21 protein-coding genes are annotated in these 26,308 nt (G+C 70.7%); 4 read left to right on the forward strand and 17 right to left on the reverse strand.

Annotated elements, in window-relative coordinates:
* Positions 1–24: 24 nt before the first annotated feature.
* The 3 genes from ACWDOP_RS12740 to ACWDOP_RS12750 form a co-directional block, all read right to left on the reverse strand.
* Positions 25–2,286, reverse strand: a complete 2,262-nt coding sequence (locus tag ACWDOP_RS12740; protein WP_454203969.1) for a polyribonucleotide nucleotidyltransferase — start codon at positions 2,284–2,286, stop codon at positions 25–27.
* A 497-nt stretch (positions 2,287–2,783) separates the two neighbouring features.
* On the reverse strand, positions 2,784–3,053 hold the full coding sequence (gene rpsO, locus ACWDOP_RS12745; protein ID WP_454203968.1) for a 30S ribosomal protein S15: 270 nt from the start codon (positions 3,051–3,053) through the stop codon (positions 2,784–2,786).
* Between the two features lie 138 nt (positions 3,054–3,191).
* Positions 3,192–4,178 carry a bifunctional riboflavin kinase/FAD synthetase gene (locus tag ACWDOP_RS12750; RefSeq protein WP_456345184.1) on the reverse strand — a complete coding sequence of 329 codons (987 nt, stop codon included), beginning with the start codon at positions 4,176–4,178 and terminating at the stop codon, positions 3,192–3,194.
* Between the two features lie 164 nt (positions 4,179–4,342).
* Here ACWDOP_RS12750 and ACWDOP_RS12755 point away from each other — a divergent pair, with 164 nt between their 5' ends.
* Positions 4,343–5,128 (forward strand): metal-dependent transcriptional regulator, encoded by a 786-nt coding sequence (locus tag ACWDOP_RS12755; protein ID WP_454203966.1) that lies wholly within the window; start codon positions 4,343–4,345, stop codon positions 5,126–5,128.
* A gap of 143 nt (positions 5,129–5,271) precedes the next feature.
* Here the strand turns inward: ACWDOP_RS12755 and ACWDOP_RS12760 are convergent, their stop codons facing one another.
* From ACWDOP_RS12760 to ACWDOP_RS12775, 4 genes are all read right to left on the reverse strand, one after another.
* The gene (locus ACWDOP_RS12760; protein WP_456345185.1) at positions 5,272–6,168 is read right to left on the reverse strand and encodes a LysR substrate-binding domain-containing protein; all 897 of its coding nucleotides are present in this window, start codon (positions 6,166–6,168) and stop codon (positions 5,272–5,274) included.
* Positions 6,169–6,213: 45 nt separating this feature from the next.
* Positions 6,214–7,002, reverse strand: coding sequence for a hypothetical protein (locus tag ACWDOP_RS12765; protein ID WP_456345186.1), 789 nt, complete (start codon positions 7,000–7,002; stop codon positions 6,214–6,216).
* Between the two features lie 310 nt (positions 7,003–7,312).
* Positions 7,313–7,702, reverse strand: a complete 390-nt coding sequence (locus tag ACWDOP_RS12770; RefSeq protein WP_456345187.1) for a hypothetical protein — start codon at positions 7,700–7,702, stop codon at positions 7,313–7,315.
* A 69-nt stretch (positions 7,703–7,771) separates the two neighbouring features.
* Positions 7,772–8,203, reverse strand: a complete 432-nt coding sequence (locus tag ACWDOP_RS12775; RefSeq protein ID WP_456345188.1) for a DUF4345 domain-containing protein — start codon at positions 8,201–8,203, stop codon at positions 7,772–7,774.
* A 101-nt stretch (positions 8,204–8,304) separates the two neighbouring features.
* On the opposite strand from ACWDOP_RS12775, the gene ACWDOP_RS12780 reads away from it, so the two are divergent.
* A complete protein-coding gene (locus ACWDOP_RS12780) occupies positions 8,305–8,892 on the forward strand; it encodes a TetR/AcrR family transcriptional regulator (RefSeq protein ID WP_456345189.1) in 588 nt (195 codons plus the stop codon).
* A gap of 205 nt (positions 8,893–9,097) precedes the next feature.
* On the opposite strand, the gene truB is transcribed toward ACWDOP_RS12780, so the two are convergent.
* From truB to ACWDOP_RS12810, 6 genes are all read right to left on the reverse strand, one after another.
* Entirely contained in the window at positions 9,098–10,033 is a 936-nt protein-coding gene (gene truB / locus ACWDOP_RS12785; RefSeq protein WP_456345190.1) for a tRNA pseudouridine(55) synthase TruB, read from the reverse strand.
* Positions 10,033–10,707 (reverse strand): 4'-phosphopantetheinyl transferase Npt, encoded by a 675-nt coding sequence (gene npt, locus ACWDOP_RS12790; protein ID WP_456345294.1) that lies wholly within the window; start codon positions 10,705–10,707, stop codon positions 10,033–10,035. The genes truB and npt overlap by 1 nt, the downstream gene beginning before the upstream one ends.
* Positions 10,708–10,876: 169 nt before the next feature.
* The gene (locus ACWDOP_RS12795; RefSeq protein ID WP_456345191.1) at positions 10,877–12,091 is read right to left on the reverse strand and encodes an XdhC family protein; all 1,215 of its coding nucleotides are present in this window, start codon (positions 12,089–12,091) and stop codon (positions 10,877–10,879) included.
* Positions 12,092–12,550: 459 nt separating this feature from the next.
* On the reverse strand, positions 12,551–13,504 hold the full coding sequence (locus tag ACWDOP_RS12800) for a metallophosphoesterase family protein (RefSeq protein WP_454203958.1): 954 nt from the start codon (positions 13,502–13,504) through the stop codon (positions 12,551–12,553).
* Positions 13,505–13,635: 131 nt separating this feature from the next.
* Positions 13,636–16,026 (reverse strand): Ig-like domain repeat protein, encoded by a 2,391-nt coding sequence (locus tag ACWDOP_RS12805; RefSeq protein WP_456345192.1) that lies wholly within the window; start codon positions 16,024–16,026, stop codon positions 13,636–13,638.
* Positions 16,027–16,036: 10 nt separating this feature from the next.
* The gene (locus ACWDOP_RS12810; protein WP_454204157.1) at positions 16,037–17,719 is read right to left on the reverse strand and encodes an Hsp70 family protein; all 1,683 of its coding nucleotides are present in this window, start codon (positions 17,717–17,719) and stop codon (positions 16,037–16,039) included.
* Between the two features lie 50 nt (positions 17,720–17,769).
* Between ACWDOP_RS12810 and grpE the strand changes: the two genes are divergently transcribed.
* Positions 17,770–18,345 (forward strand): nucleotide exchange factor GrpE, encoded by a 576-nt coding sequence (grpE, locus tag ACWDOP_RS12815; protein WP_456345193.1) that lies wholly within the window; start codon positions 17,770–17,772, stop codon positions 18,343–18,345.
* A gap of 59 nt (positions 18,346–18,404) precedes the next feature.
* Positions 18,405–19,541, forward strand: a complete 1,137-nt coding sequence (locus ACWDOP_RS12820; protein ID WP_456345194.1) for a Rieske 2Fe-2S domain-containing protein — start codon at positions 18,405–18,407, stop codon at positions 19,539–19,541.
* 69 nt (positions 19,542–19,610) lie between these two features.
* Here ACWDOP_RS12820 and ACWDOP_RS12825 read toward each other — a convergent pair whose 3' ends face one another.
* From ACWDOP_RS12825 to car, 4 genes are all read right to left on the reverse strand, one after another.
* Positions 19,611–20,984: an MATE family efflux transporter gene (locus tag ACWDOP_RS12825; RefSeq protein ID WP_456345195.1), complete on the reverse strand. Its 1,374-nt coding sequence runs from the start codon at positions 20,982–20,984 to the stop codon at positions 19,611–19,613.
* A 562-nt stretch (positions 20,985–21,546) separates the two neighbouring features.
* Positions 21,547–22,008, reverse strand: a complete 462-nt coding sequence (locus ACWDOP_RS12830) for a hypothetical protein (protein WP_454203950.1) — start codon at positions 22,006–22,008, stop codon at positions 21,547–21,549.
* 76 nt (positions 22,009–22,084) lie between these two features.
* Positions 22,085–22,324, reverse strand: coding sequence for a hypothetical protein (locus ACWDOP_RS12835; protein WP_456345196.1), 240 nt, complete (start codon positions 22,322–22,324; stop codon positions 22,085–22,087).
* Between the two features lie 179 nt (positions 22,325–22,503).
* The gene (gene car, locus ACWDOP_RS12840; RefSeq protein WP_456345197.1) at positions 22,504–25,986 is read right to left on the reverse strand and encodes a carboxylic acid reductase; all 3,483 of its coding nucleotides are present in this window, start codon (positions 25,984–25,986) and stop codon (positions 22,504–22,506) included.
* Positions 25,987–26,308: the final 322 nt, after the last annotated feature.

Consider the following 26,308-nt stretch of genomic DNA (forward strand, 5'->3'; position numbering starts at 1 on the left):
AACCTTACGTCAGAGAACCGACAATCACTCGGCCGCGACTTCGGCGGCGACAGCGGTGTCCGCGGTGTCCGCGTCCTCGTCGACCGGGACCAGCGAGATCTTGCCGCGGTTGTCGATGTCGGCGATCTCGACGCGGATCTTGTCGCCGACGTTCACCACGTCCTCGACCTTCGCGACCCGCTTGCCGTTGCCCAGCTTCGAGATGTGGACCAGGCCGTCGCGGCCCGGCAGCAGCGAGACGAACGCGCCGAAGGCGGTGGTCTTGACGACCGTGCCCAGGAAGCGCTCGCCGACCTTCGGCAGCTGCGGGTTCGCGATGGCGTTGATCAGATCGATCGCCGCCTGCGCCGCGGGGCCGTTGGTCGCACCGACGTAGACGGTGCCGTCATCCTCGATAGAGATGTTGGCGCCGGTTTCCTCGGTGATCTGGTTGATGACCTTGCCCTTGGGCCCGATGACCTCACCGATCTTGTCGACCGGGATCTTGATCGCGGTGACGCGGGGAGCGTAGGGGCTCATGTCGTCCGGGGTGTTGATGGCCTCGGCCATGACATCCAGGATGGTCAGACGGGCGTCCTTGGCCTGGTTCAGCGCACCGGCCAGCACCTGCGACGGGATGCCGTCGAGCTTGGTGTCCAGCTGCAGCGCGGTGACGAACTCCGGGGTGCCGGCGACCTTGAAGTCCATGTCGCCGAAGGCATCCTCGGCGCCCAGGATGTCGGTCAGCGCGACGTAGCGGACCTCGTCCTCGCCCTTGTCGTTCTTGATGGTGTCCGACACCAGGCCCATGGCGATACCGGCGACGGGGGCCTTGAGCGGCACACCGGCGTTCAGCAGCGACAGGGTCGAGGCGCAGACCGAGCCCATCGAGGTGGAACCGTTGGAGGACAACGCTTCCGACACCTGACGGATGGCGTACGGGAACTCCTCCTGCGACGGCAGCACCGGCATCAGGGCGCGCTCGGCGAGGGCGCCGTGGCCGATCTCGCGACGCTTGGGCGAGCCCACGCGGCCGGTCTCACCGGTGGAGTACGGCGGGAAGTTGTAGTGGTGCATGTAGCGCTTGGAGGTCTCGGGCCCGAGGGAGTCGACCTGCTGCGCCATCTTGACCATGTCCAGGGTGGTGACGCCCAGGATCTGGGTCTCGCCACGCTCGAACAGCGCCGAGCCGTGGGCACGCGGCACGACCGCGACCTCGGCGGACAGGGCGCGGATGTCGGCCAGACCGCGGCCGTCGATGCGGAAGCCGTCGGTCAGGATGCGCTGGCGCACGAGCTTCTTGGTGACCGAACGGAAGGCCGCGCCGATCTCCTTCTCGCGACCCTCGAAGGTCTCGGCCAGGCTGGAGAGCACATCGAGCTTGATCTCGTCGATGCGATCCTCGCGCTCGTGCTTGCCCGCGATGGACAGCGCCTCGTTCAGCTCCGACTTGGCGGTGCCGAGCACGGCCTCGAACACGTCGGACTGGTACGGCAGGAAGACCGGGTACTCGGCGGTCTCCTTGGCGGCGAGCGCGGCCAGGTCGGACTGCGCCTTGCACAGGCGGGCGATGAACGGCTTGGCAGCCTCGAGGCCCTGCGCCACAACGGTTTCCGTCGGCGCGGTGGCGCCGTCGGCGACCAGGGCGAGCACCTTGTCGGTGGCCTCGGCCTCGACCATCATGATCGCGACGTCACCCTCGACGACGCGGCCCGCGACGACCATGTCGAACACGGCGCCCTCGAGCTGCTCGACGGTCGGGAACGCGACCCACTGGTCACCGATCAGGGCGACGCGCACACCGGCGACGGGGCCGGAGAACGGCAGGCCCGCGAGCTGGGTGGAGGCGGAGGCGGCGTTGATGGCCACGACGTCGTACAGGTCCTTGGGATCCAGGGACATGACGGTCACGACGACCTGGATCTCGTTGCGCAGGCCGTCGACGAAGGACGGGCGCAGCGGCCGGTCGATCAGGCGGCAGGTCAGGATCGCGTCGGTGGAGGGACGGCCCTCGCGACGGAAGAACGAGCCGGGGATGCGGCCCGCGGCGTACATGCGCTCCTCGACGTCCACCGTCAGCGGGAAGAAGTCGAACTGGTCCTTGGGGTGCTTACCGGCGGTGGTCGCCGACAGCAGCATGGTCTCGTCGTCCAGGTAGGCGACGACGGAGCCGGCGGCCTGCTTGGCCAGGCGGCCGGTTTCGAAACGGATGGTGCGAGTGCCGTAGCTGCCGTTGTCGATCAGGGCGACGGACTCGAATACGCCGGGCTCGACCTCGGCGGCGGAACTGGTCACTGTTTCGGTCATTCTCTTCTCTCAACCTCTCGTCTTCGCCGAGTTCGAGCGCCCGTGCCGTGCACAGGGGCGATCCCGGCTGTTGTGTCCCCTTGACAGGGGGTGAGCAGTACCCGGCTCGGGCGCGCGGCGGCCCTCCTGGCCACCGGGCGCACACCCGGCCGTCTCCCCCCGGCTGTTCCGGGGCTGGAAACGGCGACGCAGAGGCGGTCATCGATCGAAGCTCTCCGGCGGCGCGTTCGTTCATCCTCTTGCTTGCGCGCCGAAAAGCCACTACCGAAGACCGACGCCACGCGACGGGTGCATACGGCTCTGTTGGCGTGCATCGGGCAGCGTTCACCAGATGCACGAAAGGCCAACGAGGAGATTCTATGCCTCCCCGCTGGCCGGTTCGTCAACTACCCGAGGTAGTCATGGGCTCGTCCCCGCCCAGGCGGGGAAAACTGCCCGTCGTGTCGCACACGTGCGACACGGGTGTCACGAAGATCAGCGACGTGGTGTCGCGACGATCAACGACGCAGGCCGAGACGCTCGATGAGCGAACGGTAGCGGTTGATGTCCTTGGCCTGCAGGTACTTCGAGAGGCGACGACGACGACCGATCAGCGCGAGCAGACCGTGCCGGGTGTGGTGGTCGTGCTTGTGCTTCTTGAGGTGCTCGGTCAGGTCGGCGATCCGCTTGGACAGCAGCGCGATCTGCGCCTCCGGGGAACCGGTGTCGGTCGGGTGCAGACCGTACTCGGCCAGGATGGTCTTCTTCTGCTCGGTGGTCAACGCCACTGATTCACTCCTGATTTCTCAGTCCGCGCTCGAAGGACCGGGACGAACCCGGGCGGGCGCCGCCGCGGACCGCAGCAAACCCGACGAGCCAGGGTACCGGACCGCTGACCTGGACCGGAAATCGGGTCCGGGCGCGAGCTACCGCTCGGCGGCCTGGTTCTCCGCGACCCCGTTCTCGGCCGCGTCCGCGGTGAGCACCTTGCGGGCCTCGTCCACGTCGGCGCCGATGGCCTCGACGAGTTCCTCGATGGACTCGAACCGGCGCATGCCGCGCAGCTGCTCGACAAAGTCGACCGCGACGTGCTTGCCGTACAGATCGCCCTCGAAATCGAGGATGTGCGGCTCGACCGTGCGGTTGCGGCCGCTCTCGAAGGTCGGGTTGGTGCCGACCGAGATGGCGGCCGGGCGGCGGACCGCGCCGGGCTCGTCCAGCACGGTGAACCAGCCGGCGTAGACGCCGTCGGCCGGGATCGCGCTGTGCGGAACCGGGTTCACGTTGGCGGTCGGGAAACCGAGGCCGCGCCCGCGCCCGTCGCCGTGCACGACCTCGCCCTCGACCCGGTGCGGGCGGCCCAGCGCCTCGGCGGCCGCGGCCACGTCACCGGCGAGCAGGCAGGAACGGATATAGGTGGAGGAGAAGGTGACCGCGTGCTCGCCGAGCAGCTGCACCGCGTCCACGTCGAAGCCGTAGCGGCCGCCCAGCTCGCGCATGGTCTCGACGGTGCCCGCGGCCTGCTTGCCGAAGGTGAAGTTGTCCCCGACCACGACCTCGGAGACATGGAGCTTGTTCACGAGAAGTTCTTCGACGTACTGCTCGGGGGTGAGCTTCATGAACTCGCGGGTGAACGGCATGACCACGAACACGTCGATGCCCAGTTCCCGGGCCAGCTCCGCGCGGCGCGGCAGCGTCGAGAGCTGCGCCGGATGCGAGCCCGGCCGGATCACCTCGAGCGGGTGCGGATCGAATGTCATGAGCACCGACGGAACACCCCGGACCGCAGCGGATTTCACCGCACGGCTGATGAGCTGGGCGTGACCGCGGTGCACGCCGTCGAACACCCCGATCGTGAGCACGCATCGGCCCCACTCCGCGGGCATCTCATCGAGACTTCGCCATCTCTGCACACCGGAAGCCTACGCAAAGCGCGTCACAGACAGTATTCTCGCCTCGGTCGAATACCCGGACGGCCCGGAAGTTCACGTGGACGCCACGCCCGTCACCGCCCGTTCACACGCGCCTCGCAGCTGATCTACCAGCGGGCGCGCCAATGTGTGAAACCGGACCAGGTATGCCTAAGCTCGAGTACGTGCCCGGAAAACGAGACATCGCCACGCGCCGCGAGCTGGCCGATCCGTCCGCGCCTTCCGAAGCCGCGATCACCGCCGCCACCGCGAACAGCGTCGCCCCCGTGTTGTCCTCGGTCGCCCAGGATTACCTGAAGGTGATCTGGACCGCGCAGGAGTGGTCGCCGCAGGAGAAGGTCACCACCAAACTGCTGGCCGAGCGCATCGGCGTGTCGGCCTCGACGGTCTCCGAGGCCGTCCGCAAACTCGCCGACCAGGGTCTGGTCGAGCACGCGCGCTACGGCGCGATCACCCTCACCGAGGACGGCAGCAAGGCCGCGGTCGCCATGGTGCGCCGGCATCGGCTCATCGAGACCTTCCTGGTCAACGAACTCGGGTACGGCTGGGACGAGGTGCACGACGAGGCCGAGGTGCTCGAGCACGCGGTCTCGGAGACCCTCATGGCGCGCATCGACGCCAAACTCGGCTACCCCGACCGGGATCCGCACGGTGACCCGATTCCCTCGGTGGACGGCGCGGTGCCGACCCCGCCCGCGCGCCAGCTCAGCGATTTCCGCGACGGGGAATCCGGCCGGGTGGCGCGGATCTCCGATTCCGATCCGGCCATGCTGCGGTACTTCGACTCGCTCGGGATCGCCCTGGACACCCCGATCGCGGTGGTGGAGCGGCGCGATTTCGCGGGAACGATCGCGGTGCGGGTGGATCAGGAGCGCACGATCGACCTCGGCAGCATCGCGGCCGAGGCGATCTGGCTCACCAGCGAGAACTGAGTCCCGGCGCGTTGCGCACGCGGCGGGATATTCGTCGGTACCCGCCGGGGTCGCCCGGCCCGGGCGCCCGGGCGGCGAGCACCTGCACCCGCGCGCGCCACTTGCGATCCGGTGTCGACCGAACCGCGTTGCCCGGCAATCGATTACGGCGCGGGCTGACAGCCGCCCGTGAGCGCCTCGGCGAGCGCGTGCAGGACCGAGTTGCGCGCGGCGGGACGCCAGGCGGCGATGTAGGTGATGGTCAGCGGGCGGGGGCGCAGCGGGCGCCAGGCCAGGCCCGGGGTCGCCGCGGCCGCGCGGGCCGAGCCGAGCCCGATCGCCGCGGGGCGCAGCGGCAGCAGAGCCAGCAGTTGCGCCTGGCCGACCGCCAGCGCGCTGAGCATCACGGCCGCGCCGAGGTCGCGCAACTGGGCGAGCAGGCTGTCGTGCAACTCCGGGGCGGTGTCCCGGGGAAACATGATCAGTTCTCGGTCGCGCAGCTGGGCGGGCTCGATGTGCGCGCCGGCGGCCAGCGGGTGTTCGCGCGACATGATGATGCCGAGCTCCTCGGCCGCCAGCGGCGTGGACACCAGATGGTCGGGCAGGCGGACCGGCAGGCGCAACACCGCCACGTCCACGTCCTCGCGGTCGAGCAGGCGTAGCTGATCGGTGGCCGGTCCCCCGGTGAGCCGAACGCGCGCACCGGGTTCGCGGGTTTCGAGCAGCGTCTCGATGCGCGTTGCCAGCCAGCGCGGGGCCCCGTTCACCAGTCCGAGGCGCAGCAGGGCGCGTTCGGGATCGGCGACCGCCCGGGTCTCGCGCATCGCGGCCTCCGCGGCCTCGAGCACGCCCCGGGCGGCCTTCAGCAGCACCTCACCGGCGGCGGTGAGCTCGACCCCCTGCGAACCGCGAATCAGCAACGGCCCGCCCACATCTCGCTCCACGGCCCGAATCTGCTGACTCAGCGTGGGGGTCGAGATGAACAGGCGTTCCGCGGCACGGCGGAAGTGTAGTTCCTCGGCCACCGCAACGAAGTACCGCAACTGCCGCAATTCGACCACCCATGCACTGTAGGCGGCTCAGGTGTCGGTTCGGGGCCGAGCCGGTCAGCAGGGTGAGAAGTACTTGTGCAGCGGCGCGGGGACGCCGTCCGTCTTGGCCTTGTCCAGGCACACCTGGTGCGGGAAGACGACGTAGTTCTTCCAGCCGAAATCGGTGCCGCGGTGCACGATTCGCTGACTGTCGCCGGGCACGTTCCAGGAGATGACCGCCCAGGAGCCGTCGCAGTCGGTGACCGTCGGGGTCGCCTTGCGCAGGCCCTCCTCCACCGCCAGATCGTGCACGATGGCCTGGGACGCGCACAGCGGCTGCGGCGCGGGATCCTGGAATCGCAAGCGCCCGTTCACCACCTGCCCGGCGGTCTCCACGAACAGGGTGTGCAGCCCCTCCGGCACGGGGTTGGTGCCCACGGGCGGATCCATGCCGAAGCGGTAGCAGCCCACCGGAACCGAGAACACGGCCTGGCCGTCGATGTCGGTCACCGCGTCCCAGCGCTGGCTCTCCGGGGTCCCCTCGGGCAGATCGTGGGTGGCCGGATCGCAGGGCCGGTAGAGCCGCAGGTGCACCGGCACATAGGGAATCGCGGTGCCGCCCAGGGTGGCCGTGCGGATCGCGACCGCGCCGTTGGCCGGGGTGGTCGGCTGGCCGCCCGGCGGGGCGGTGGTCTTGGAGATTGAGGTGAGCGACGAGGTGTTCGGCGCGCCGGGCGCCCCCGGCGTGGTCGGCGCGCCGGAGCCGGACGAGCTCACCGGCGCCGTCTCGGTGACGCTGACCGTCGAGGTCGTGCCGTCGCTCGACGGCGGGTCCGTGGTGCCGCAGGCCGTGGCAGCCACCACGACACCGAGAGTGAGCACTGCCTGTACAAACCTGGAAACGTACATCGCAACCGTCCTTGGAGCCGCCCCCGATGCCGGTCCGTCGCCGGTCCGGGGACCCGGAATTACCTCGGCAATACCCCTTTCCGACAGCGACACTCGCCCGAACATGGTCATCGACATGATGAACGGGCACGCTCGGGCGTGTATCGCGATCGCGGGGAATCGGCCCGCCACGCCGGACGGCGGGCCGATGGGGCGGCGTCGTCGAACGCCCCCGCGTCGCGCCGGAAGCCCCTGCGGGGGCAGGCCGGCGCGGACTCCCGGTGGGTCAGCAGGCCGAGAAGTACTGCCGCATGGTCGCGGCGGGCGCTCCGGCCGCGGCGGCCTCGCTCCAGCAGGTGTCGTGCGGGAAGATCACGTAGTCGGCCCACTTGCCGTTGTCGCGATGGACGATGCGAGCGCTGTCGCCGGGGGAATCCCAGCTGATGAACGCCCACGTGCCGTCGCAGTCCTTGACCGTGGCGGTGGCGTCGCGCTGCCAGTCACCGATCGTCAGGTCCTTGACGACGTTCTGCACCGCGCAGGCCGACTGCGCGGAATCGGGCGGGGTGCTCACCACGACCGGGCCACCGCCGGTATCCGGCTCGCAGGCCGCGGCAGCGAGAACGACACCGATCGCGAACGCCGACTGCATAATTCGCTTGCCATAGCTGTTCATACCGAGTTATCTGTGTGGCGCGCGCTCTGCGCAACGAGGGCGATGCCCCCAATTCCAGTGGCTCGGAGATCATTGCGCCGAACGGCGGTCTTCGAGTATGGCGAGCCGGATGTACAGCGGCGGCAGCAGCACCTCCAGGGCGGTCAGGACCAGGATGAACGGGTGCGGCCAGCCGTACACCGCCAGGGACAGGAAGCGGCCGAGCGCTCCCAGCAGGAAGATGCCGGCGAGCCGGCGCACCGCCCGGGTATCGATGACGGGGCCGCGCACCGCCCATATCCAGGCCAGTCCGTAGCCGACGAAGACCGCGCCGAAGAAGCGGCTCTGGCTGTCCGGCGTCGCGGCCGCCGGGCCCATGTCCGGCACGGCCGCCTCCCCGATCGCCAGGTGCGCCAGACCGATTGCGACGCAGGCGTATCCGACGATCAGGCTCATCCACTTCAGGGTCGAGTGCGGCCACACGGGGGCGGTGTTCGTGACGGTGTCGGCCGTTGCGTTCATGCGAACCTCCGGGGCTTGGGTGGACGCCACGCAGTTAGTAGACGTGCGTCTACTAACTGAGGCTACGACGCTAGTAGACACGCGTCAACTAAGCTGGCGCGATGACCCGCCGCCGCCTGCCGCCCGAGGAACGCCGCCGCCTGCTCGTGGACGCGGCCGCGGGACTGTTCGCCGAGCGCGACTATCCGACGGTGCTCATGGAGGACGTGGCGGCCGCGGCCGGGGTGTCACGGGCGCTGCTGTACCGCCACTTCCCCAGCAAGCCCGACCTTTTCGCGGCCGTGTACCGGCAGGCCACCGCACAGCTGCTGGTGGACACCACCCTCGATCCGGCGCTGCCGTTCACCGAGCAGCTCGCCGCCGGCCTCGATGTGCACTTCGACTACTTCGAGGCCAACGCCCGCACGGTGATCGTGGCGAACCGCCTGCTGGCCGCCGACCCGACGATTCAGTCGATCATCACCGGTGAACTGAGCGAGCTGCGCGAACGCCTGCTGGACACGCTGGGCGTGGAAGGCCCCGCCCGCCAACTGACTTCGACGGTCCTGATGAGCTGGCTGACCTTCGTCCGGGTCCTGACGGTGGAGTGGCTCGAGACCCCGACGTGCCCCCGGCCGGTGCTGCGCGAGATCTGCGTGGGCGCGCTACTCGGGGCGCTCGAACCGCTGCGCGGGGCACCGCCGGAGTAGACGGCACCCCGGCTCGAGGCAGGCGGAGACGGGGGCTTCGACCCGGGTCGGGCGTCGCGGTGTAACCCACTGCCGCACGGCATGACAGGGAATGCCTCGGGGACGGCGAGCGGTCACACGGCCGTGCGGCAAGCGGTCCCAGAGCACGCGGCAGCGGGTCGCCTCGGAGACGATGGGCAACCCGCCCCGTCGCGTTGCGCCGGGCTCAGAGGTTGGCCGGGCGGACGACCATGACGGACGACGCGCGCTTGCCGCTCTCCTGGAGGAGGGCTATCGCGTTGCCGTGCGCATCGACGGCGGCGTAGACGCCGGGGATGCCGACCGGGTCCAGCCAGCGGCCGTTGCGGAGGTCGTCGGCCTGCTTGTCCTCGACCTCGCGCAGGGGGAAGGCGGCGCGGACCGCGGCGTCGATGTCGAGGCTCAGGAGGGGTTGCCCGGCCTCGGCGGCGGCTTCCAGGGCGGTCAGGGTGCGGGCGTGTTCCAGGGTGAAGGGACCCACGCGGGTGCGGCGCAGGGCCGTGAGATGGCCGCCCACGCCGAGCTTTTCACCGAGATCGCGGGCCAGGGCGCGGATGTACGTGCCGGAGGTGCACTCCACCTCCACGTCCAGGTCGACGAATTGTTCTGTGCCGGTGTCGATGTCGCGGCGTTCGAGGATGTCGAAGCGGCTCACGGTGACCGGGCGGGCCGCGAGCTGCACGTCCTCGCCGGCGCGAGCGCGGGCGTAGGCGCGCTCGCCGTTGACCTTGATGGCGCTGACGGTGGCGGGGACCTGCTGGATGTCGCCGGTCAATTCCGCTACGCGCGCGGCGATGTCGGCATCGGTGAGGTGCGCGGCCGATGTCGTGTCGGTGACCTCGCCCTCGGCGTCGTCGGTGATCGTCGACTGCCCGAGGCGGATCGTGGCGGTGTACGCCTTGGTGGTCAGGATGAGCTGGCCCAGGATCTTGGTGGCCCGTTCCACACCGAGCACCAGGACGCCGGTGGCCATCGGGTCCAGGGTGCCCGCGTGGCCGACCTTCTTGGTGCGCAACAGCCTTCGGCTCTTGGCGACCACGTCGTGGCTCGTCCAGCCGCCGTCCTTGTCCACGATCAGCAGTCCGCCCAGCGCGTCGACGAGCGGGGGCTTGCGCTCGCCCATCAGGCCTCCACGATCGCGGTGAGGATGAGACCGTCCGAGATCGCCCAGCGGCCGTCGAACGTCTGCAGGTCCGCGCCGCCGTCGGTGGTGTGCCCGGGGATGAGCAGTTCGGTGTGGAACGTGCCCGCGCCGCCGTCGGCGTTCTCGTCGTCGACGACGAAGGTGATGTGCGCGTCCTCGAAGCCGAGCCAGCGGCCGGTGAGCGGCCGCCACGCCTTGTAGGTGGCTTCCTTGGCGCAGAACAGCAGTCGATCCAGATGCAGGTCGGTGGCCTGCAGCGCCGCCCGCAGCCAGGCGCGTTCGGCGGGCAGGCTCACCGAATCCAGCACGCCGTCCGGGAGCGCGGCGTGCGGCTCGGCGTCGATGCCGATGGACCGGAAGCGCAGGCTGTGGCCCAGCGCGGCGGCCTTGTAGCCGTCGGTGTGGGTGAGGCTGCCGACGACGCCGCGCGGCCACAGCGGTCCGCCGTCCTCGCCCTTGCCGATGGCCACGGCGGGCTCACCGAGCTGGGTCAGCGCCTGGCGGGCGCAGTGCCGGGCGCCGATGAAATCGCGCCGGCGCTTCTCCACCGCCTTGGCGATGAGGTGCTCTTCGCTCGGGTGCGGCTTCAGATCCTCCGGGTACACCACCAGCTCGGCGGATGCGACGCCCGAGGGCAGGATCCTGCCGAGAATGCGCGCCGATTCCGCCGCGACTGCCCGCTCTTCGATGACCGCCTCCTGATCCGCACCGCTACTTGCCCGGACGAGCCTACCGGCCCGCGCGGGACCGCCGCGCACCCCCGAACCGGGGCCTTGCCCGCCAGGAGGCGCGACCGCGTTCGGCGGTTGGGCGCGACCGTGCTCAGTGATGAATGGGACCGTCCAGCGTCCCCAGCGGGCGGCCGGTCGCCCCGCCCGCCTCGGCGATGATCTGCGCGACGATGGAGACCGCGGTCTCGTCCGGGGTGGTGGCGTTGAGGTCCAGGCCGACCGGACTTCGCAAGCGCGCCAGGAGATCCGGGGTGAGGCCCGCGGCGATCAGGCGCGCCGTACGGTCGGCGTGCGTGCGCCGCGAGCCCAGCGCCCCGACGAAGGCCAGGTCCGGCAGGTTCAGCGCCTCGGCCAGCAGCGGCACATCGAACTTGGCGTCGTGGGTGAGCACCAGCACCACGGTGCGGGCGTCGACCCGCCCGCCCGCGTGCTCGGCCCGCAGATACCGATGCGGCCAGTCCACGACGACCTCGGCCGCCGCCGGGAATCGCGCTGCGGTGGCGAAGGTTTCGCGCGCGTCGACCACCGTGACCCGGTACCCGAGCTGGCTCCCGAGCCTGCTCAGCGCCCGCACGAAGTCGTTGGCCCCGGCCAGGATCATGCGCGCGGGCGGCCCGAAACTCTGCACGAAGGCCCGCGACGGCAGGTCACCGACCTCGCACTCGTCCGACCCGATGGTCCCGGTGCGCCCGGCCCGCGCCATCTTGATCGCGTCGCGCGGTACTGCTGCCGCCATGGACCCGAGTCCGGGCCGTTCAGGTGTGCCGGCGGACTCGGGTGGTCCGGGCGGCGCTGCCGACTCGGAGTCACGAACACGATCGGCTGGCGCGAGCGGGTGGTCCGCGCCCGCACCACCCGCGACGCCGGGGCCACGGGCGCCCGGCACCGGATCCGACAGCAGGCGCCATTCCGGTTCGCCCGCAAGCGAAGTCAGGACCGCTACCGGGCGGCACGCCTCGATCTCCCGGGCCAGCGTCTCGAGCAGCGCGAGCCGATGTTCGTCGACCCGCTCGAGGAAGACCTCCATCTCCCCGCCGCAGGTCAGCCCGATCGCCATCCCGTCCGGGTCGGCGATCCCGAACCGTTCGAGCACCGCCACCCCGTCGCGCAGCACCATGGCGGCCGACTCGACGACCGCGGCCTCCACGCACCCGCCCGACAGCGACCCGATGACCTCCCCGTCCCCGGTGACGACCATGCTCGCCCCCACCGCCCGCGGCCCGGCCCCGGTCACCCCGACGACCCGCGCGAGGACCACCGGCCCACCCCGGACCCGGTCGATCAGTTCCTCGAGCACATCCCGCATTCCCCCATCATCACCGCTGAACAGGGCCCGCGCACGACCCCGCACCGGATGGCAACACCACCGCAACACCCCCGAATCGTGGGGCCTCGGCGATCGCCGACCCGAGCTGCGATCACGCCCGGCGGCGGCCGGCACTCGATCGCACAGCCGGTCCGCGAAACCGGCTGTGCGGCAGCCCCTTGCCCCACCGCGGCCGGGTCCGACCAGCCCGCTGATCAAGAGTCAGCTGCTCTGCCAATCCCGATCCTGCCCTGTCGGCCACACCGCGCGTACTCGGTGCGCGGGTGCGCGCGTGGGTCCGCGTTCACGCGGGGCGTCCGGCACGGTTGGCGGCGGCACGCGCGCGAACGTCATGCGGCCCCGGACGTGGTCGGATCAAGTCCTCCTTGCCGGCCGCCCGCTGTCGGCACGAAGGCGGCGCGGACATCGGGCGGCCGCCCGGCGCACGGCGGTCGGGTGTCAGAGCCCGCGGCGGCGCTGGGCCTGTTCGCGCATCTTGGCTGCGGCCTCGGCCATCTCGGGGGTGATCTTGAAGTGGCCGCCCCACTCGTTGAGGGTGTCGCCGTAGTCGGGGACGGGCAGGATCTGGCGCAGGAGCTGCTCGGGGAGGCCGCGGCGCTGCCACTCGCGGGGGTAGCCGAGGGAGACCTCTTCGTGGCGGACGCCGTCGTAGTAGGTGGTGCGCGGGATGTGCAGGTGGCCGTAGATCGAGCAGACCACGTTGTAGCTGGTGTGCCAGTCGGCGGTGAGGTCGGTGCCGCACCACAGGGCGAACTCCGGGTACCAGAGCATGTCGGTGGGTTCGCGCAGCAGCGGGAAGTGGTTGATCAGGACCACCGGGGTGTCGGCGGGCAGCGCGTCCAGGCGGCGCTTGGTGTACTGCACCCGCGCGTGACACCAGGCGTCGCGGGTCAGGTACGGCTCGGGCGAGAGCAGGAACTCGTCGGTCGCCACCACGTTGCGCTCGCGCGCCAGCGCCAGGCCGGCGGCCTTGGTGACGGTGCCCTCGGGCAGCCACGAGTAGTCGTAGAGCAGGAACATCGGCACCAGCGTGACCGCGCCGCCGAACTCCTCGGCGCCCGCGCCGGTCCACACCGGGAACGGGTCCTCGGGGGTCAGCACGTCCACGTCGCGGCAGATCGAGACCAGGTAGTCGTATCGCCCCGCGCCGTGCATCTGCACGGGATCCTTTGCGGTGGTCCACAATTCGTGGTTACCCGGCACCCAGATGACCTTGGCGAACTGCCGGCGCAGCGTTTCCAGGGCCCACCGGAAGTCGTCGGTCTTCTCCCCCACGTCCCCCGCGAGGATCAGCCAATCCTCGGGTGAGTCCGCGCGAATACCCTCGACCACCGGCTTGTTGCCCTGATGACCGACATGGATGTCGCTCACCGCAACCAGTTTCGGAATCACCCAGCTCCGCCTTCCTGTTCACGAACGGTCCTCGCAGCAACAGCACCGATCCAGAACAGATTCCCACGCCCCCGCCGCGCACTCGCGGGCAGGGAGCGTCCCGCACGAAGATCGCCCGGATCCGGCGCGCCTCAGCCGGTGACGTGGAGGCGCGCGGCGGGGGCGAACCCGGCTGCCACGGTGAGGGTTCCGGTCGCTTCGCGGCGGCAGGAGGCCACGGCGACGTGGCAGGGGCGGGGGACGTCGGCGGGGAGCTTCGCGCCGCCGTCGATCTGGTAGCGGGTGTTGGTGACCTTCCACTTGCGCGCGGCGGCCGGATCGTCGGGGTCGGTGGGCGGCGCGTCGGCGCGGGCCACCACCATGACCTCGGTGACGCCCGCGGGCCATTCGAAGGTCAGCAGGCCCGCGTTCGCGGTCAGGCCGCGCACGGCGGGCATGCCGCTCGGGGTGTCCGAGGGCGGGGATGCGGTGGGCGAACCGTGCGGACCGGCGCCGAACCCGCCCGTCCGGGAGGCGGCGGGCGACGGGCCGGGGTGCGTGGCCGTCGCCGCGGAGGACGACGCGTTCGCCGGGGTCGGCGCGGCGTCGGCGCGAGCGGAGTTCGAGGCGTGCGATCCCGTCGTGGACGACCGGTTCGGCTCGACGGCCGGGCCGTCGGAGCGGCTCATCTCCGACGCGCGCCCGGAGATCGAGGCCACCACCCCGTAGACGGGCACCGGACCGGTGCCCGCGCCACCGTCCTCCAGCGCGGTGCCGCGCGTGCGGCCCACCACGCGCCAGGAACCGTCGGATTGCAAACGGGTGACCCGGTATTCGACCTGTTCGGTCACCGAGGGCGACCACGCGATCTCGACGGTGCCGTCGGGCTTGCGGGTCGCGGACACGCGGCCGGGGGCATCGACCGGCAACTCGGCCAGGGCCGCGGTCGCGCCGGTGTGATCGGCGCACAGGTCCAGCACCGACAGCAGGGCGCGTACGCGGGCGGCGGCGGGCGCGGCGGGAGCCGCGGCGAACAGCCGGTCGGCCTCGGCCATCGCGTTGCGCGCCTGGGCGAGCAGCTGCTCGAGCCGGGGGCCGCGGCCGTCCGGGTTGGGCACGTCCGAGGCCGAGCGGGTCAGGTACTCGAGGTGTTCGAGGGCGTCGACGTAGCGTCTGCCACCGCAGCCGGAGGCGGCCGAGCGCCAGCGCAGGGCGGCCTCGGCCAGGATGCGGTCGACCTCCTCGGCGACGGGGCGCACCGCGGTGTTCCCGGCGCTGTCACCGCCGACCGCCAGCTTGGCCTCGTCCACCCGCTGCGACGCCTCGTACGGGCGGCCCGCGCGCAGGGCCGCGCGGGCGGCCTTGAGCGGCTCCTCCCAGGCGCGGACGGGCGGGCCGGTGGGCGTTCTGCCGCCGGCGGGGGTGATCGGGGTGCGCGACGCCGAACCCGTGCCGCGCCCGGGGTGGGCGTAGCGCCCGGAACCGGCGCCCGTGCCGGCGGAGAATCCGGAGGCGGAGCTCGAACCCCGGTGTCCCGGAATCGAATCCACGCCCCGCTCGCGACCCTCCACGGTCGTCCCGAGCTCGGTCGCCAGACCGATGATCACCTTCTCGGCGGCGACGCGGTCCAGCCCGGCGGTGATGGCCTCACCCACCAGGTACTCGAAATCGCCCGCCACCAAATGGTCTTCGACCAGCACCGCCGCCCGCACCTGCGGGCGCAGCGCCTCGGTCACGTCCTCGACGATCGCGGCCAGATAGTCGTCGACGATGGCGCCGCCCGCCTCGAGCACATCGCTGATGTGCACCAGCAGTTCGTCGAGCACCACGCGAATACGCCCGGGCGGAAGTTCCCGGGTGCGGCTGCGCAACGCCTCGGCGCGCAGGCGGATCTCGCCGGTCTCGTGCGCCTTGGTGAAATCCAGGCGCAGCAGCACCAGCAGCGTCGGCACCGGATCACCCGGCAGCAGCCGCTCGTATTCGGCCAGGAGCTTGCGAATCTGTTGCCGCCGTTGGGCACTGATCTCGCTGGTGCGCGCGGCCGGGGCGGGCGCGGCGGCGTCCTCGATCCGGCGGTGTCTGCGCAGGCGCGCCTCGATCTCCTTCGGGTCCAGCCCGCCGAGTTTGCCGAGATCCTCCAGCCCGGCGATCTTGCCGACCGGAATTCCGCCGTGCCGCTGCACGAGTCGTTCGATGGCGCTGTCGAGCATCTCGTAGCGCTCGGTGTCGCGCCGGTCGCGGGTGCGCCGCACCTGCTCGGCCTCCACGCGCCGCGAGGCCGCGCTCAGCAGCGGATAGGAACGCTCCTCGTGCCCGTCGACCAGCAACCCGACCAGCACCCGGTACTTGGGATGGTCGCGCTGCTTCTGCCAGAAGGCCCACACCTCGTCCAGGCGCGCGCCGACCTGCGCGTCGGTGAGCTGTTCGGCCTCCTCGAGCGGAATGTCGTACAGCTCGAAGGGATCCGAGGAGTCGATGCCGCCGCGGCGTTCCACCGCGGCCAGCACTCGCTTGCGATAGTCGTTCGGGTCGAAGGCGTGCATGGTTCGTCGTTCAGACGGCCCGGCGGCGGGTGCGCTGCAGCTGATCCAGTTCCCGTGCGACGTCGGCCTGGGACAGCGTGGCCCCGGTCTGCACCGAGAGCACCAGCGGCATCTTGGCGTCCACGTGGTACGCGGTCACGTGCAGAACGCCGTCGAAACCCATCTCGAAGGTGACCCGCACTTCGCTGCCCGCCTCGTACCCGGGCGGGATATCGCGAATCTTGCCCTCCACCAGGATCTTCGAATCCTCGGGGCGGGTCGAGGCGGCCTGCCCCTGCTGTTCGACGATGGTCAGCTCGATCTGGTCCTGATCGGTGCGCACGGTGCCGTACGAACGCCGCACCTTGATGGGCAGCGTCTGATTGCGATGCACCAGCCAGCTCGCGGCCAGCCCGTTGTACGGGTCGAGGGCCAGCACGCCGAACCCGCGCGAGACCACGGTGTCGACCTGGATCTCGAGCATGCGCCGCACCAGGGCCACCGGCTGCCCGAACGAGGCCGCGACCCGCGCCACGGACTGCTCCAGTTCCCGGGGATCGGCCTCACGCAGTTCCGAGCCGTCGCGCAGGCGGCCGCGGGTCACCAGATCGGCCAGGACGAGCCGTTCCATCTCCAGCTTCTCCCCGTACAGCGCCGCGCCGCGGGCCACCGAGAGATCCGGATCGCGCAGCTCGCCGACGAGGCCGAGTTCGCGCTGCAGTTCACGCGCCACCATGGGCATGCGCGAGGATCCGCCGACCAGCAGCAGTCTGTCGACCTTGTGGACCCCGCGCTGCCCGGCCGCGGCCAGGCACGCCCGGGTGAGGTCGACGGTGCGCCGCATGAGCGAGGCCGTCATCGCCTCGAGCTCGGCACGGGTCAGGGTGATGACGGCGCGGACGCCGTCGTGCGCCACCACGACCTCGGTGCTCTCGGCGTCGGTGAGTTCCATCTTCGCGCGCTCGGCGGCCAGCACCAGCATCTGCGAACCGGCCGAATCGTCGAGCGGATCCTCGGCGTCGGGGTTGGCGGCGCAGAACTGCTGGGACAGGTGCAGGGCGATGCGCTCGTCCCAGTCGGCGCCGCCGAGCTGGTGGTCGCCCTCGACCGACAGCACCGAGATGCGGCGGTCGGACAGTTCGATGACGGTGGCATCGAAGGTGCCGCCGCCCAGGTCGTAGACCATGACGGTCTCGCGCGGGCCGCCCTTGCCGATGTCGATGCTGCCGTCGAGGCGGCCGAAACCGTAGGACAGGGCCGCGGCGATGGGTTCGGACAGCACGCCCGCCACGTCGAATCCGGCATAGGTGCCGGCCTGGATGGTGGCGCGCCGCTCCTCGTCGCCGAAGTAGGCGGGCACGGTGATGACCACGCGCGAGACGGTCTCGCCGCCGCCGAATTCGGCGTCGGCGGCCAGGCTCTTGAGGATCAGGGAGGACACCGCGGGCGCGGACCAGGTCTGCCCGTGTGCCACGAAACGCCAATCCGCGTCGCCCATGCGCCGTTTGACCAGCGCGCAGACGTGCTCGGGATCGAGGCGAGCCTGGCGCCGCGCGCCCTCGCCCACCACATGATCGTTCGCGGAGGCGAACAAGACCACCGAGGGAACCGTTGGCTCCCCGTTCATGCCGATCAGGACATCAGGACGGCCGTCAGCGTCGATCCGCGCGATAGCCGAATTCGTTGTGCCCAGGTCAATACCGAAGACCCCCATGGCGGCGATCGTAGCAGCCACCGCCGACACCCGGGATTAAGGTTTCGAGCATGACCGAACCCGCCGCCGTGACCGGGAATTCCGATAGCGCAAGCGAACCCACCACCGATCAGTTTCCCGTGCAGCAGCCGGCCGATATCGCACTGCCCGCGACTCCCGGGATCGAGCCCGCGGTGGCGAGCATCAACGAGCGCGTCGAGGATCTCGCCCGGGTGATCGCCCGGCAGGCCGGGACCATCGAGCGCCTGGCCGACGACGCCAAGGCGCGCGCTCAGCGGGAGCGGGCCGGGGCGGACGTGCCGCTGCTGGTGGAACTGTTCGCCCTGCACGGCGATGCCCGCACCTGCGCGGCCACCGCGCAGTCCGACACCGAGCGCGCGGCCTTCGACGCCTTCGCCGCGCGGGTGGAGCGCCTGGTCGCCGGTCGCGGCGGGCGCATCGTGGAACCGGCCCCCGGCACCGCCTTCGACGCGCTGACCATGGAGGCGATGGACGTGACCGCGGCCGTGACGGCGACCGAGGACCGGACCGTGGCCGCGGTCATCGAACCCGGGCTGGCCGTGGCCGAGCGACTGCTGCGGACCGCGAAAGTCGTTGTCCGCCGGTTCACCGAGCCCGCGGCCTGATCGGCACGGGGCCGACATCACCCCTTGTCTATTTAAGCGAACATGCTTAATCTCGGGGAATGACAGGCTCCGCGCACGTTCGGACCATTGATGTCGGCAAGCCGATGACGCGTTTCGCACGCGGCTGGCACTGCCTGGGGTTGGCGGAGAGTTTCCGCGACGGGGAACCGCACTCCGTCAACGCCTTCGGCACCAAGCTCGTCATCTGGGCCGACAGCACCGGGAAACTCAACGCGCTCGACGGTTACTGCCGTCATATGGGAGCGGACCTCGCCTACGGCAGCGTGAAGGGCGACAACATCGCGTGCCCGTTCCACGATTGGCGCTGGCGCGGGGACGGCAAATGCGACGCGATCCCCTACGCGCGCCGGGTGCCGCCGCTGGCCCGGACCAGGTCCTGGATCACCTGCGAGGAGAACGGGCAGTTCTTCGTCTGGAACGATCCGGAGGGCAACAAGCCGCCGCCGGAGGTCGCCATCCCGCACATCGAGGGCATGGGCACCGAACAGTGGAGCGACTGGGACTGGAACTCACTGCTCATCGAGGGCGCGCACTGCCGCGAAATCATCGACAACAACGTGGATATGGCGCACTTCTTCTATATCCACTACGCGTACCCGGTGTTCTTCAAGAATGTGTTCGAAGGACACGTGGCGACCCAGTTCCTGCATTCCAAGGGCCGCCCGGATGTGCACACGTCCTCGAATTACTCGACCGAGATGCAGTTGCTGCGTTCGGAGGCCTCGTATTTCGGGCCGTCGTACATGATCAACTATCTGCACAACGACTTCGGCGAGAACACCGTGGAGGTGGCGCTGATCAACTGCCACTATCCGGTCACCCACGATTCGTTCATGCTGCAGTGGGGTGTGAGCGTGCAGCGCATCGAGGGCCTGCCGCCGGAGAAGTCGCAGAAGCTCGCCAAGGCCTTCGGCAAGAGCTTCGGCGTGGGCTTCCTGCAGGACGTGGAGATCTGGAAACACAAGACCCGCATCGACAATCCCCTGCTGACCCAGGAGGACGGCCCCGTGTACCAGCATCGCCGCTGGTACGAACAGTTCTACGTGGACGTCGCCGACATCACCCCGGATATGACGGCGCGCTTCGAGTTCGAGGTCGACACCACGCACGCCAACGAGAACTGGCAGGCCGAGGTAGCGGCCAATCTCGCGGCGCGGGCGGCCGAGAACGACTGAACGCGCACATCGGCGGCGGTCGTTTCGGCAACCACAGCGGCGGTGCCGGGTCGCGATCGCCCGCCGCTGTCAGGCCAGGGTGCGGGGGACCTCCGCGCCCGCGCGGGCCCAGCGGCCGGAGAGTGCGCGCCAGGAGACCGCGGCCAGGCGTAGGAGCATGAAAATGACCAGGCCGGACCAGATTCCGGCGATGCCCCAGTCGTTGGCGAGGGACAGCCAGATGGGTGGGAGGAAGCCGAGCAGGGCCGCGCCGAGGGTGGCGTTGCGCAGGAACGCGGCGTCGCCCGCGCCGAGGAGGACGCCGTCGAGGGCGAAGACCACGCCCGCGAGGGGAATGATGCCGACGAAGAACCACCAGGCCACGTGGGTGCGCTCCAGGACCGAGGGGTCGTCGGTGAACAGGCGCGGGATGACCGAGTAGCCGGCGGCGAAGATCAGGGCGAGGACGGCCGCGAACGCGGTCGACCAGGCGGTGATCCGGCGCGCCAAACCCTGTGCGCCCCGGACGTTCCCGGCGCCGAGCGCCGCGCCGACCAGGGTCTGGGCGGCGATGGCGAGCGAATCCAGGGTCAGGGCCAGGAAGTTCCAGAGCTGGAGCACCAGCTGGTGGGCGGCGACCGACGCCGCCCCGAACCGGGCGGCCACGGCGGCGGCGGAGATGAAGCACGCCTGGAAGGCCAGGCTGCGTGCGATCAGGTCGCGGCCGAGCACCAGTTGCGCCTTCATGATCTCGATGCGCGGGGCCAGGGGCACCCGGGTGCGCACCAGCGCCGCCACGAACAGCAGCGCGGTGACCGTCTGGCCGATCACGTTGGCCACCGCCGACCCCGCCAGTTCCAGCCGCGGCGCGCCCAGCAGCCCGTGCACCAGCACCGGGCACAGCACCCCCGAAAGTCCCAGTCCCGCAACCACGTACAGCAGCGGCCGCCGGGTCTCCTGCACCCCGCGCATCCACCCGTTGCCTGCCATGGACAGCAGGATCGGCGGCACCCCGAACAGCGCGATCCGCAACCACGGCAGCGCCTCCCCCGCGATGTCACCCCCGCCCGAGATGGCCCGCGTAACCGGCCCCGCGAACCCCTGCAGCACGACCACGATGGCGAGCCCGACCCCCACCGCGATCCAGCTGGCCTGCACCCCCTCCCCCATCGCCCCGCGCTCGTCCCCCGCCCCGTGCCGGCGCGCCGCCCGCGCGGTCGTCCCGTAACTCAGAAACGTCAACTGCGAACTGACCTGCGCCAGAATCAATCCCCCCACCGCCAGCCCCGCCAGCGCCAGCGCCCCCAGCCGCCCCACCACCGCCATGTCGAACAGCAGGTAGATCGGCTCGGCGACCAACACCCCCAGCGTCGGCACCGCGATCCCCAGGATCCGCCGGGGCCCCGCGTGCGCGGCCTCCTCCCCCCGCTCCGCCACCGATCGACCGCCCTCGTCCTCCCGCATGACCCCACCATCGCACACCCGCCCGGAGTCCCCGCGCCCTCCGTAAACTTCGCACCCCCACGCGTCCGCCCCGCACCGCCCGCCCACACCGAGATGCCGTCGCGTCCCCGTTTCCATCGCAACCACGTCGCGCGGAGGGCCACTGCGCGAAGCCACCAGCACGCACCAGCCGTGACCGACACGCACAGACCGACCCGAAAGCCCCGACACTGCAACCGATCAGCATCCCGGCGGCCACTTCCGCTCGTGTGATCGCGAGGTCGATCGGTCCGGGACAGGGACGGAGCACCATGAGCGCATCCGCTGCTCCCCGGTCGAGTTGAAACGCATCGGGGCGGCCGCGTCGCAGCAGGTGTGGATCCGGTGCTGCGCACGGGCTTCGGAGTCCAGCGCCGACCACTTCGAGCCACCGACGCGAATCAGGGCTCATAGGTCCGGAACATTCAGGCCGCTCGAGCCCGGAACCCAGGCTCCGTCTCACAACCGTCGAACTGCCCGACGACCCGGCTCGGGACGCCAACTCGAGCGCCGACGGCGGCCGCGCCGCCGCCGGCGGTGAGCATCAGGGCCGCATGTTCTGGAACAGGTAGGTCGCTTCGCGGCCCGGGACAGGCTCCGAGTCGCCGACCGTGAAGTTGCCCGACATGTTGTCGGTGCACCGCAGCGACAGCGAATAGGCGATCGGCTGGCCGGCATTCGCCTGGGTGGCGTCGATGACCGCGTGGCCGGGCTCGGGCACCGTGTAGCTGTAGGTGCCGTCGTGCCACATCCCGGTGCCGACCACCATGTACTGCATCGTGTCAGGGGTCGGGAAACGGGCCACCACCATGGAGTAGTCGCCGCCCGGCACCATCGGCACCGACGGCGCGGTGCCGCGCAGGATCAGGAACTTGCCGGTCGCCTGGTCGGGCACCGTGCACTGGGGGGCGGGCTGGTCCTCGGGCTGGGCGTGACCCACTCCGCCCGAGAGCAGTGTGCCCGTGGCGAGCGCGGCGCCGATGGCGACGCGTACGGGGTACCTCATGCCATGCTCCTTTCGCCAACGTCGATGTGGGGTGTTCCGAGGTCGAATTCGTCAGAGGCCGAGCACGATTCGTGTCTCAGAAGCCCCAGCACCAGTCCAGGGTGGCGGATCCCGGGGTCGGGATGTGGACGCAGATGTTGATCCAGATGTAGGGGGCGTCCGCATTGGTGCGCAGCGGCAGGTCCGTCCTCGAACCGGCGGATTGATCGGCCGCGGACGTTTCGGGCTGATCGGCGAAAGCGGTGGGTGTCGCGAGGGCGACGAGCGGGACCGCCATGGCGGCGACCACCGCCGCGCGGCAGAATCCTGCGAGCATGTCGTTGCTCCTTCGAGTCAGAGATCCGTGGCTGTGAGCTTCGAAGAGTTCTAGACGCAACCCACGCTAGCATCCGTTCAGCAAACATACGGGGGTCGCCCCGAATTGCGACTCGGGAGGCTCAGGGCAGGTGCGGAGGACGGTCTACGGTCACCTCGGGCGGTTCAGCTCATTCGGGGCTACTCCAGCAGGCCCACCGCGCGCAGGTCGGCGGCGTACTTGGCGATCAACGCGGGGGTCAGGTGCGGGATGTCGGAGTCCGGGGTCAGATGGGCTGCGCGGACCGCGGCGCGGAAGCGAACGGCGGTGCCGGTCAGGTCGACGGGCGGGGCCTGATGGCGGTAGGCGTGCAGGAGCGGCAGCACCGAATGGCGGCGCAGACGATCGGGGAGGGCGCGCAGGGCCGCCTCGAAGCGGGTCAGCCACTCGCGGTAGTCGTCGATGCGCTCGACGCGCTCGCCGGACTCGATCAGCCAGGTCACGAACTCGTCCAGGGCGATGCCGTCATCGTGGGGGTTCAGGACGTCGTAGGTGGCGAAGCCGGCCTCCGGGCGGGGGCCCAGGGCCGTGACCGCCGCCGCGGTGAAGTCCGCCGGGAGACCGGCGTAGTGGGGGCGAACGCCCCCGGTATCGGTGCGGTAGAAGGACTTCGGCGCGATGCCGGTGGCCAGGATGCTCAGCAGCAGGCGGGTGAACATGTCGGGCAGGTTCAGCTGACCGGGATAGGTGGAGTGGGCCAGGATCATGTCCGAGCGGAAGACCGCCACGGGCAGCCCGCACAGGTCGTGCGCTGCGCGCAGCAGGACCTCGCCCGCCCATTTGCTGTTGCCGTAGCCGTTGGCGTAGCCGTCGTCCAGCGCCCGCACGGCGCTGATCTCGCGGATGTCGGCGTCCTCGGTGAAGCGCGCGGGATCGACGCCCGCGCCGACGGCGACGGTGGAGAGGTAGGTGACCGGGGTCAGCCGCGTGGTGAGGGCGAGCCGGACGATCTCGGCCGTGCCCAGCACATTCGGGCCGAAGAGCTGGTCGTAGGGCAGGACGTGATTAACCAGCGCGGCGGAGTGCACGATGAGGTCCACCTCGGCGGCCAGTCCGCGCCAGTCCGCATCGGACAGGCCGAGATTCGGTGCGCCGACATCCCCGGCGAGCACCCGTAGCCGGCCCGCCGCCAGTTCCCGGTAGGTCGCGGCGAGCCCGGGGTCGCCGGCGGTGAACACCGCGTCCAGGCGCGCGCGGGCCGCCGCGTCGTCCGTGCCGCGCACCACGCAGATCAGCGTGCCCGCCGAATCCCGCAGTCGATCCAGCCATTCCAGCAGCAGGAAGCGGCCCAGGTACCCGTTGGCTCCGGTCAGCAGCACCGTGCGCGCGGGCCCCGGCGGGACCGCCGGACACGATGGCGCGGCGCGCAGGGTGTCCGCGTCGATGAAGGTACCGAGGGTGAGATCGGCGGCGCGGATGGCGCCGCCCGGGCCGTGCACGGTCGCGACGGTGGGGCGGACATCACCCGAATCCCTTGCGGCGGTGACGAACCGGGCGATCGCGGCGAGATCGGCGGTGGGACCGACGATCAGCGACACCGGAACCTCGACGCCGAACAGCTCGCCCAGCAGCGACGAATACGACAGCGCGGACAGCGAATCACCGCCGAGATCGGTGAAACGCGCGTCCGCCCGCAGCTCGTCGGCGGCGGACCCGAGTACGACCGCGGCGGCCCGCCGGACCGTCTCGGGCACGGGCCGGTCGGTGACCGTGCGACGCAGGGCGAGCAGTTCGTCGTCGCGCCGGCGCGCCAGCTCCGAGTACAGCTCTTCGAGCCGGTCGCCGTAGCGATCGGTCAGCCTGGGCCGCAACAGTTTCCCGATGCCGGACAGCAGGCCGTTCTCCTGGGTGAACGGCTCGGTCTCGACCAGGAACTCACGCGGGATCTCGTAGGGTTCCAGCTCCGCGCGGGCGGCGCAGCGGCGCAGTGAATCCGCCAGCGACGCACGCAGTTCCGCCGGGTCGAGCGCGGCGGCGGCCGGGGTCGGCACGACCACCGCCAGCAGGTAGGACCGTTCGCCGTTGCCGTACACGAAGATCTGCCGGATCAGCTCGCTCGCGCCCAGCGCGGCCTCCACGGTCGCCACCGTCACGAACTCGCCCTGGGACAGCTTCAGCACGTTGTTGCGCCGATCGACGTACACCAGGTGATCGGGTTCCAGCTCGGCCACCACGTCGCCGGTCCGATAGAACCCCTCGTCGTCGAACATCTGCGCCGTGATCTCGGGCCGCCGGTAGTACCCGGGGAACATCGTCGTTGTCTTGATGAGCAGCTCACCGCGCGGATGCGGGGTGTCGGTGCCGAAGTAGCCCAGTTCGGGCACGTCGACGAGCTTGTAGTCCAGCACCGGTGGGCGCCTGATGCGGTTGTCCATGAGCACCCCGCCGCCGGCCTCGGTCGAGCCGTACCCATCGTGCACCTGCACCTCGAGCGCGGATTCGAGCACGGCCTTCAACTCGGCCGACAGGGGCGCGCTCGCGCTCAGCGCGGTGAGGTAGCGGCCGCCGAAAACCTGTTCGCGCAGTTCGGCTTCCACCGCTTCGACCGCGTCCGCCCGATCGGCGCCGGCCAGTACCCGCTGTTCGATCGCGTCGAGCCGCCGCTGGTGCACCATCTCGCACACGCGCGGCACGAACACCAGCTCGGTGGGCCGCACCAGCGCGTAGTCCTCGAACAGGCTCGACATGTCCGGGCGCGCGGTGAAATACGCGGCGCCGCCGCGTGCGAGCGTCCCGTACAGGGTGAGCCTGCCCGCCACGTGCGACAGCGGCATGTAGTTGAGCGTGATAGCGGGCACCCGCAGCTCGTACGCCGCCCAGAACGCCGCCACCAGTCGCCGGGTGTACATGGCGCCCTTGGGCGTTCCGGTGCTGCCCGAGGTGTAGATCAGCAGCGACAGCGGATCCTCGTCCCCGAAGTCGGGAGCCGGGGCATCGGGCAGGCCCCGGCCGTGCTCGACGACCTCACCGAGGAGGTCCACCGCGATATCGATGCCCGCGTCCGCGAGCCGTTTGCGCGCGGAATCGACAGCGGCACGGTGGGTTCGGTCCCCCGGCGCCTGATCGAACACCAGCAGCCGCCCCGGCGCTACCCCTGCCGCCACGGCCGTCACCGCCGCGTCCAGCGCGTCCACGCTGACGGCCAGCACCCGCGGCCGCGTCTCGTCCAGGATCGACATCCACTGTGCCGCAGGCGCACCGGCCTGCAGGGGCACGGCCACCGCCCCGAGCCGGACACACGCCAGGTCGATCGTCACATAGTCCGCACTGGAAAAGCCCAGCGTGCACACGAAGTCACCCGTCCCGACCGCTCCCGACCGCGCCCACGCCGCCGCGAGGGCCCGCACGCGCGCACCGAGTTCCCCGTAGGTGATGGTCCGGAATTCCGGCAGTAATCCCCGCGCCCCGTCGCCGTCGGCGCCCGTGTCGAAGGCCCGCTCCCCGAGCGCGATCCGGTCCGCGTACCCGCTCAGCACCGTGTCCACGATCGCCCCGAGCTCGAGCCCCGGTTCCCGCAGCCGAGCCACGATCCCCGGCTCCCCCAAGGTCGCCCGCACCTGCGGATCGTGCAAGGCGTCCGCGATCCGCCGTTCACGCCGAGCCTTCTTGATGTCCAGCTCCATGACAGACCTCCCTGGCCCGGGCCCACGGGACCCCGGCAACCGGCCGAAGATCCACCGCCTCGCCCCATTAACTTAGCAACGCGTAACACCACTCACGGTGGCCGCCCGCCCCCACCCTGTCAAGGACACCACGCGCCAAACCACCCCCGCCGCCAGAACCCGCCGACGCCCCGGCCACCGTCCCCCAACCCGACCCGAGTCCACCGCCGACGGCCCTCTATCCGGCCCGTAGCCGCAACGTCCAGAACACAGTGGAGAGCCTGCGGGCACACCGTCGCCCAAAGGTGCAGAGGTTCCACATCATCACCCCGGATCCAGTGCA

It is taken from the genome of Nocardia sp. NPDC003693 (genome assembly GCF_053981095.1).

What these genes read in the sequence shown, in the direction of transcription:
- car (WP_456345197.1), bottom strand. Translation starts at nt 25,986, where the DNA reads ATGGAGCTGGACATCAAGAAGGCTCGGCGTGAACGGCGGATCGCGGAC.
- ACWDOP_RS12780 (WP_456345189.1), top strand. Translation starts at nt 8,305, where the DNA reads ATGACCCGCCGCCGCCTGCCGCCCGAGGAACGCCGCCGCCTGCTCGTG.
- grpE (WP_456345193.1), top strand. Translation starts at nt 17,770, where the DNA reads ATGACCGAACCCGCCGCCGTGACCGGGAATTCCGATAGCGCAAGCGAA.
- ACWDOP_RS12805 (WP_456345192.1), bottom strand. Translation starts at nt 16,026, where the DNA reads ATGCACGCCTTCGACCCGAACGACTATCGCAAGCGAGTGCTGGCCGCG.
- ACWDOP_RS12820 (WP_456345194.1), top strand. Translation starts at nt 18,405, where the DNA reads ATGACAGGCTCCGCGCACGTTCGGACCATTGATGTCGGCAAGCCGATG.
- ACWDOP_RS12835 (WP_456345196.1), bottom strand. Translation starts at nt 22,324, where the DNA reads ATGCTCGCAGGATTCTGCCGCGCGGCGGTGGTCGCCGCCATGGCGGTC.
- ACWDOP_RS12795 (WP_456345191.1), bottom strand. Translation starts at nt 12,091, where the DNA reads ATGCGGGATGTGCTCGAGGAACTGATCGACCGGGTCCGGGGTGGGCCG.
- ACWDOP_RS12740 (WP_454203969.1), bottom strand. Translation starts at nt 2,286, where the DNA reads ATGACCGAAACAGTGACCAGTTCCGCCGCCGAGGTCGAGCCCGGCGTA.
- ACWDOP_RS12755 (WP_454203966.1), top strand. Translation starts at nt 4,343, where the DNA reads ATGCCTAAGCTCGAGTACGTGCCCGGAAAACGAGACATCGCCACGCGC.
- ACWDOP_RS12830 (WP_454203950.1), bottom strand. Translation starts at nt 22,008, where the DNA reads ATGAGGTACCCCGTACGCGTCGCCATCGGCGCCGCGCTCGCCACGGGC.
- truB (WP_456345190.1), bottom strand. Translation starts at nt 10,033, where the DNA reads ATGGGCGAGCGCAAGCCCCCGCTCGTCGACGCGCTGGGCGGACTGCTG.
- ACWDOP_RS12810 (WP_454204157.1), bottom strand. Translation starts at nt 17,719, where the DNA reads ATGGGGGTCTTCGGTATTGACCTGGGCACAACGAATTCGGCTATCGCG.
- ACWDOP_RS12825 (WP_456345195.1), bottom strand. Translation starts at nt 20,984, where the DNA reads ATGCGGGAGGACGAGGGCGGTCGATCGGTGGCGGAGCGGGGGGAGGAG.
- ACWDOP_RS12770 (WP_456345187.1), bottom strand. Translation starts at nt 7,702, where the DNA reads ATGAACAGCTATGGCAAGCGAATTATGCAGTCGGCGTTCGCGATCGGT.
- ACWDOP_RS12775 (WP_456345188.1), bottom strand. Translation starts at nt 8,203, where the DNA reads ATGAACGCAACGGCCGACACCGTCACGAACACCGCCCCCGTGTGGCCG.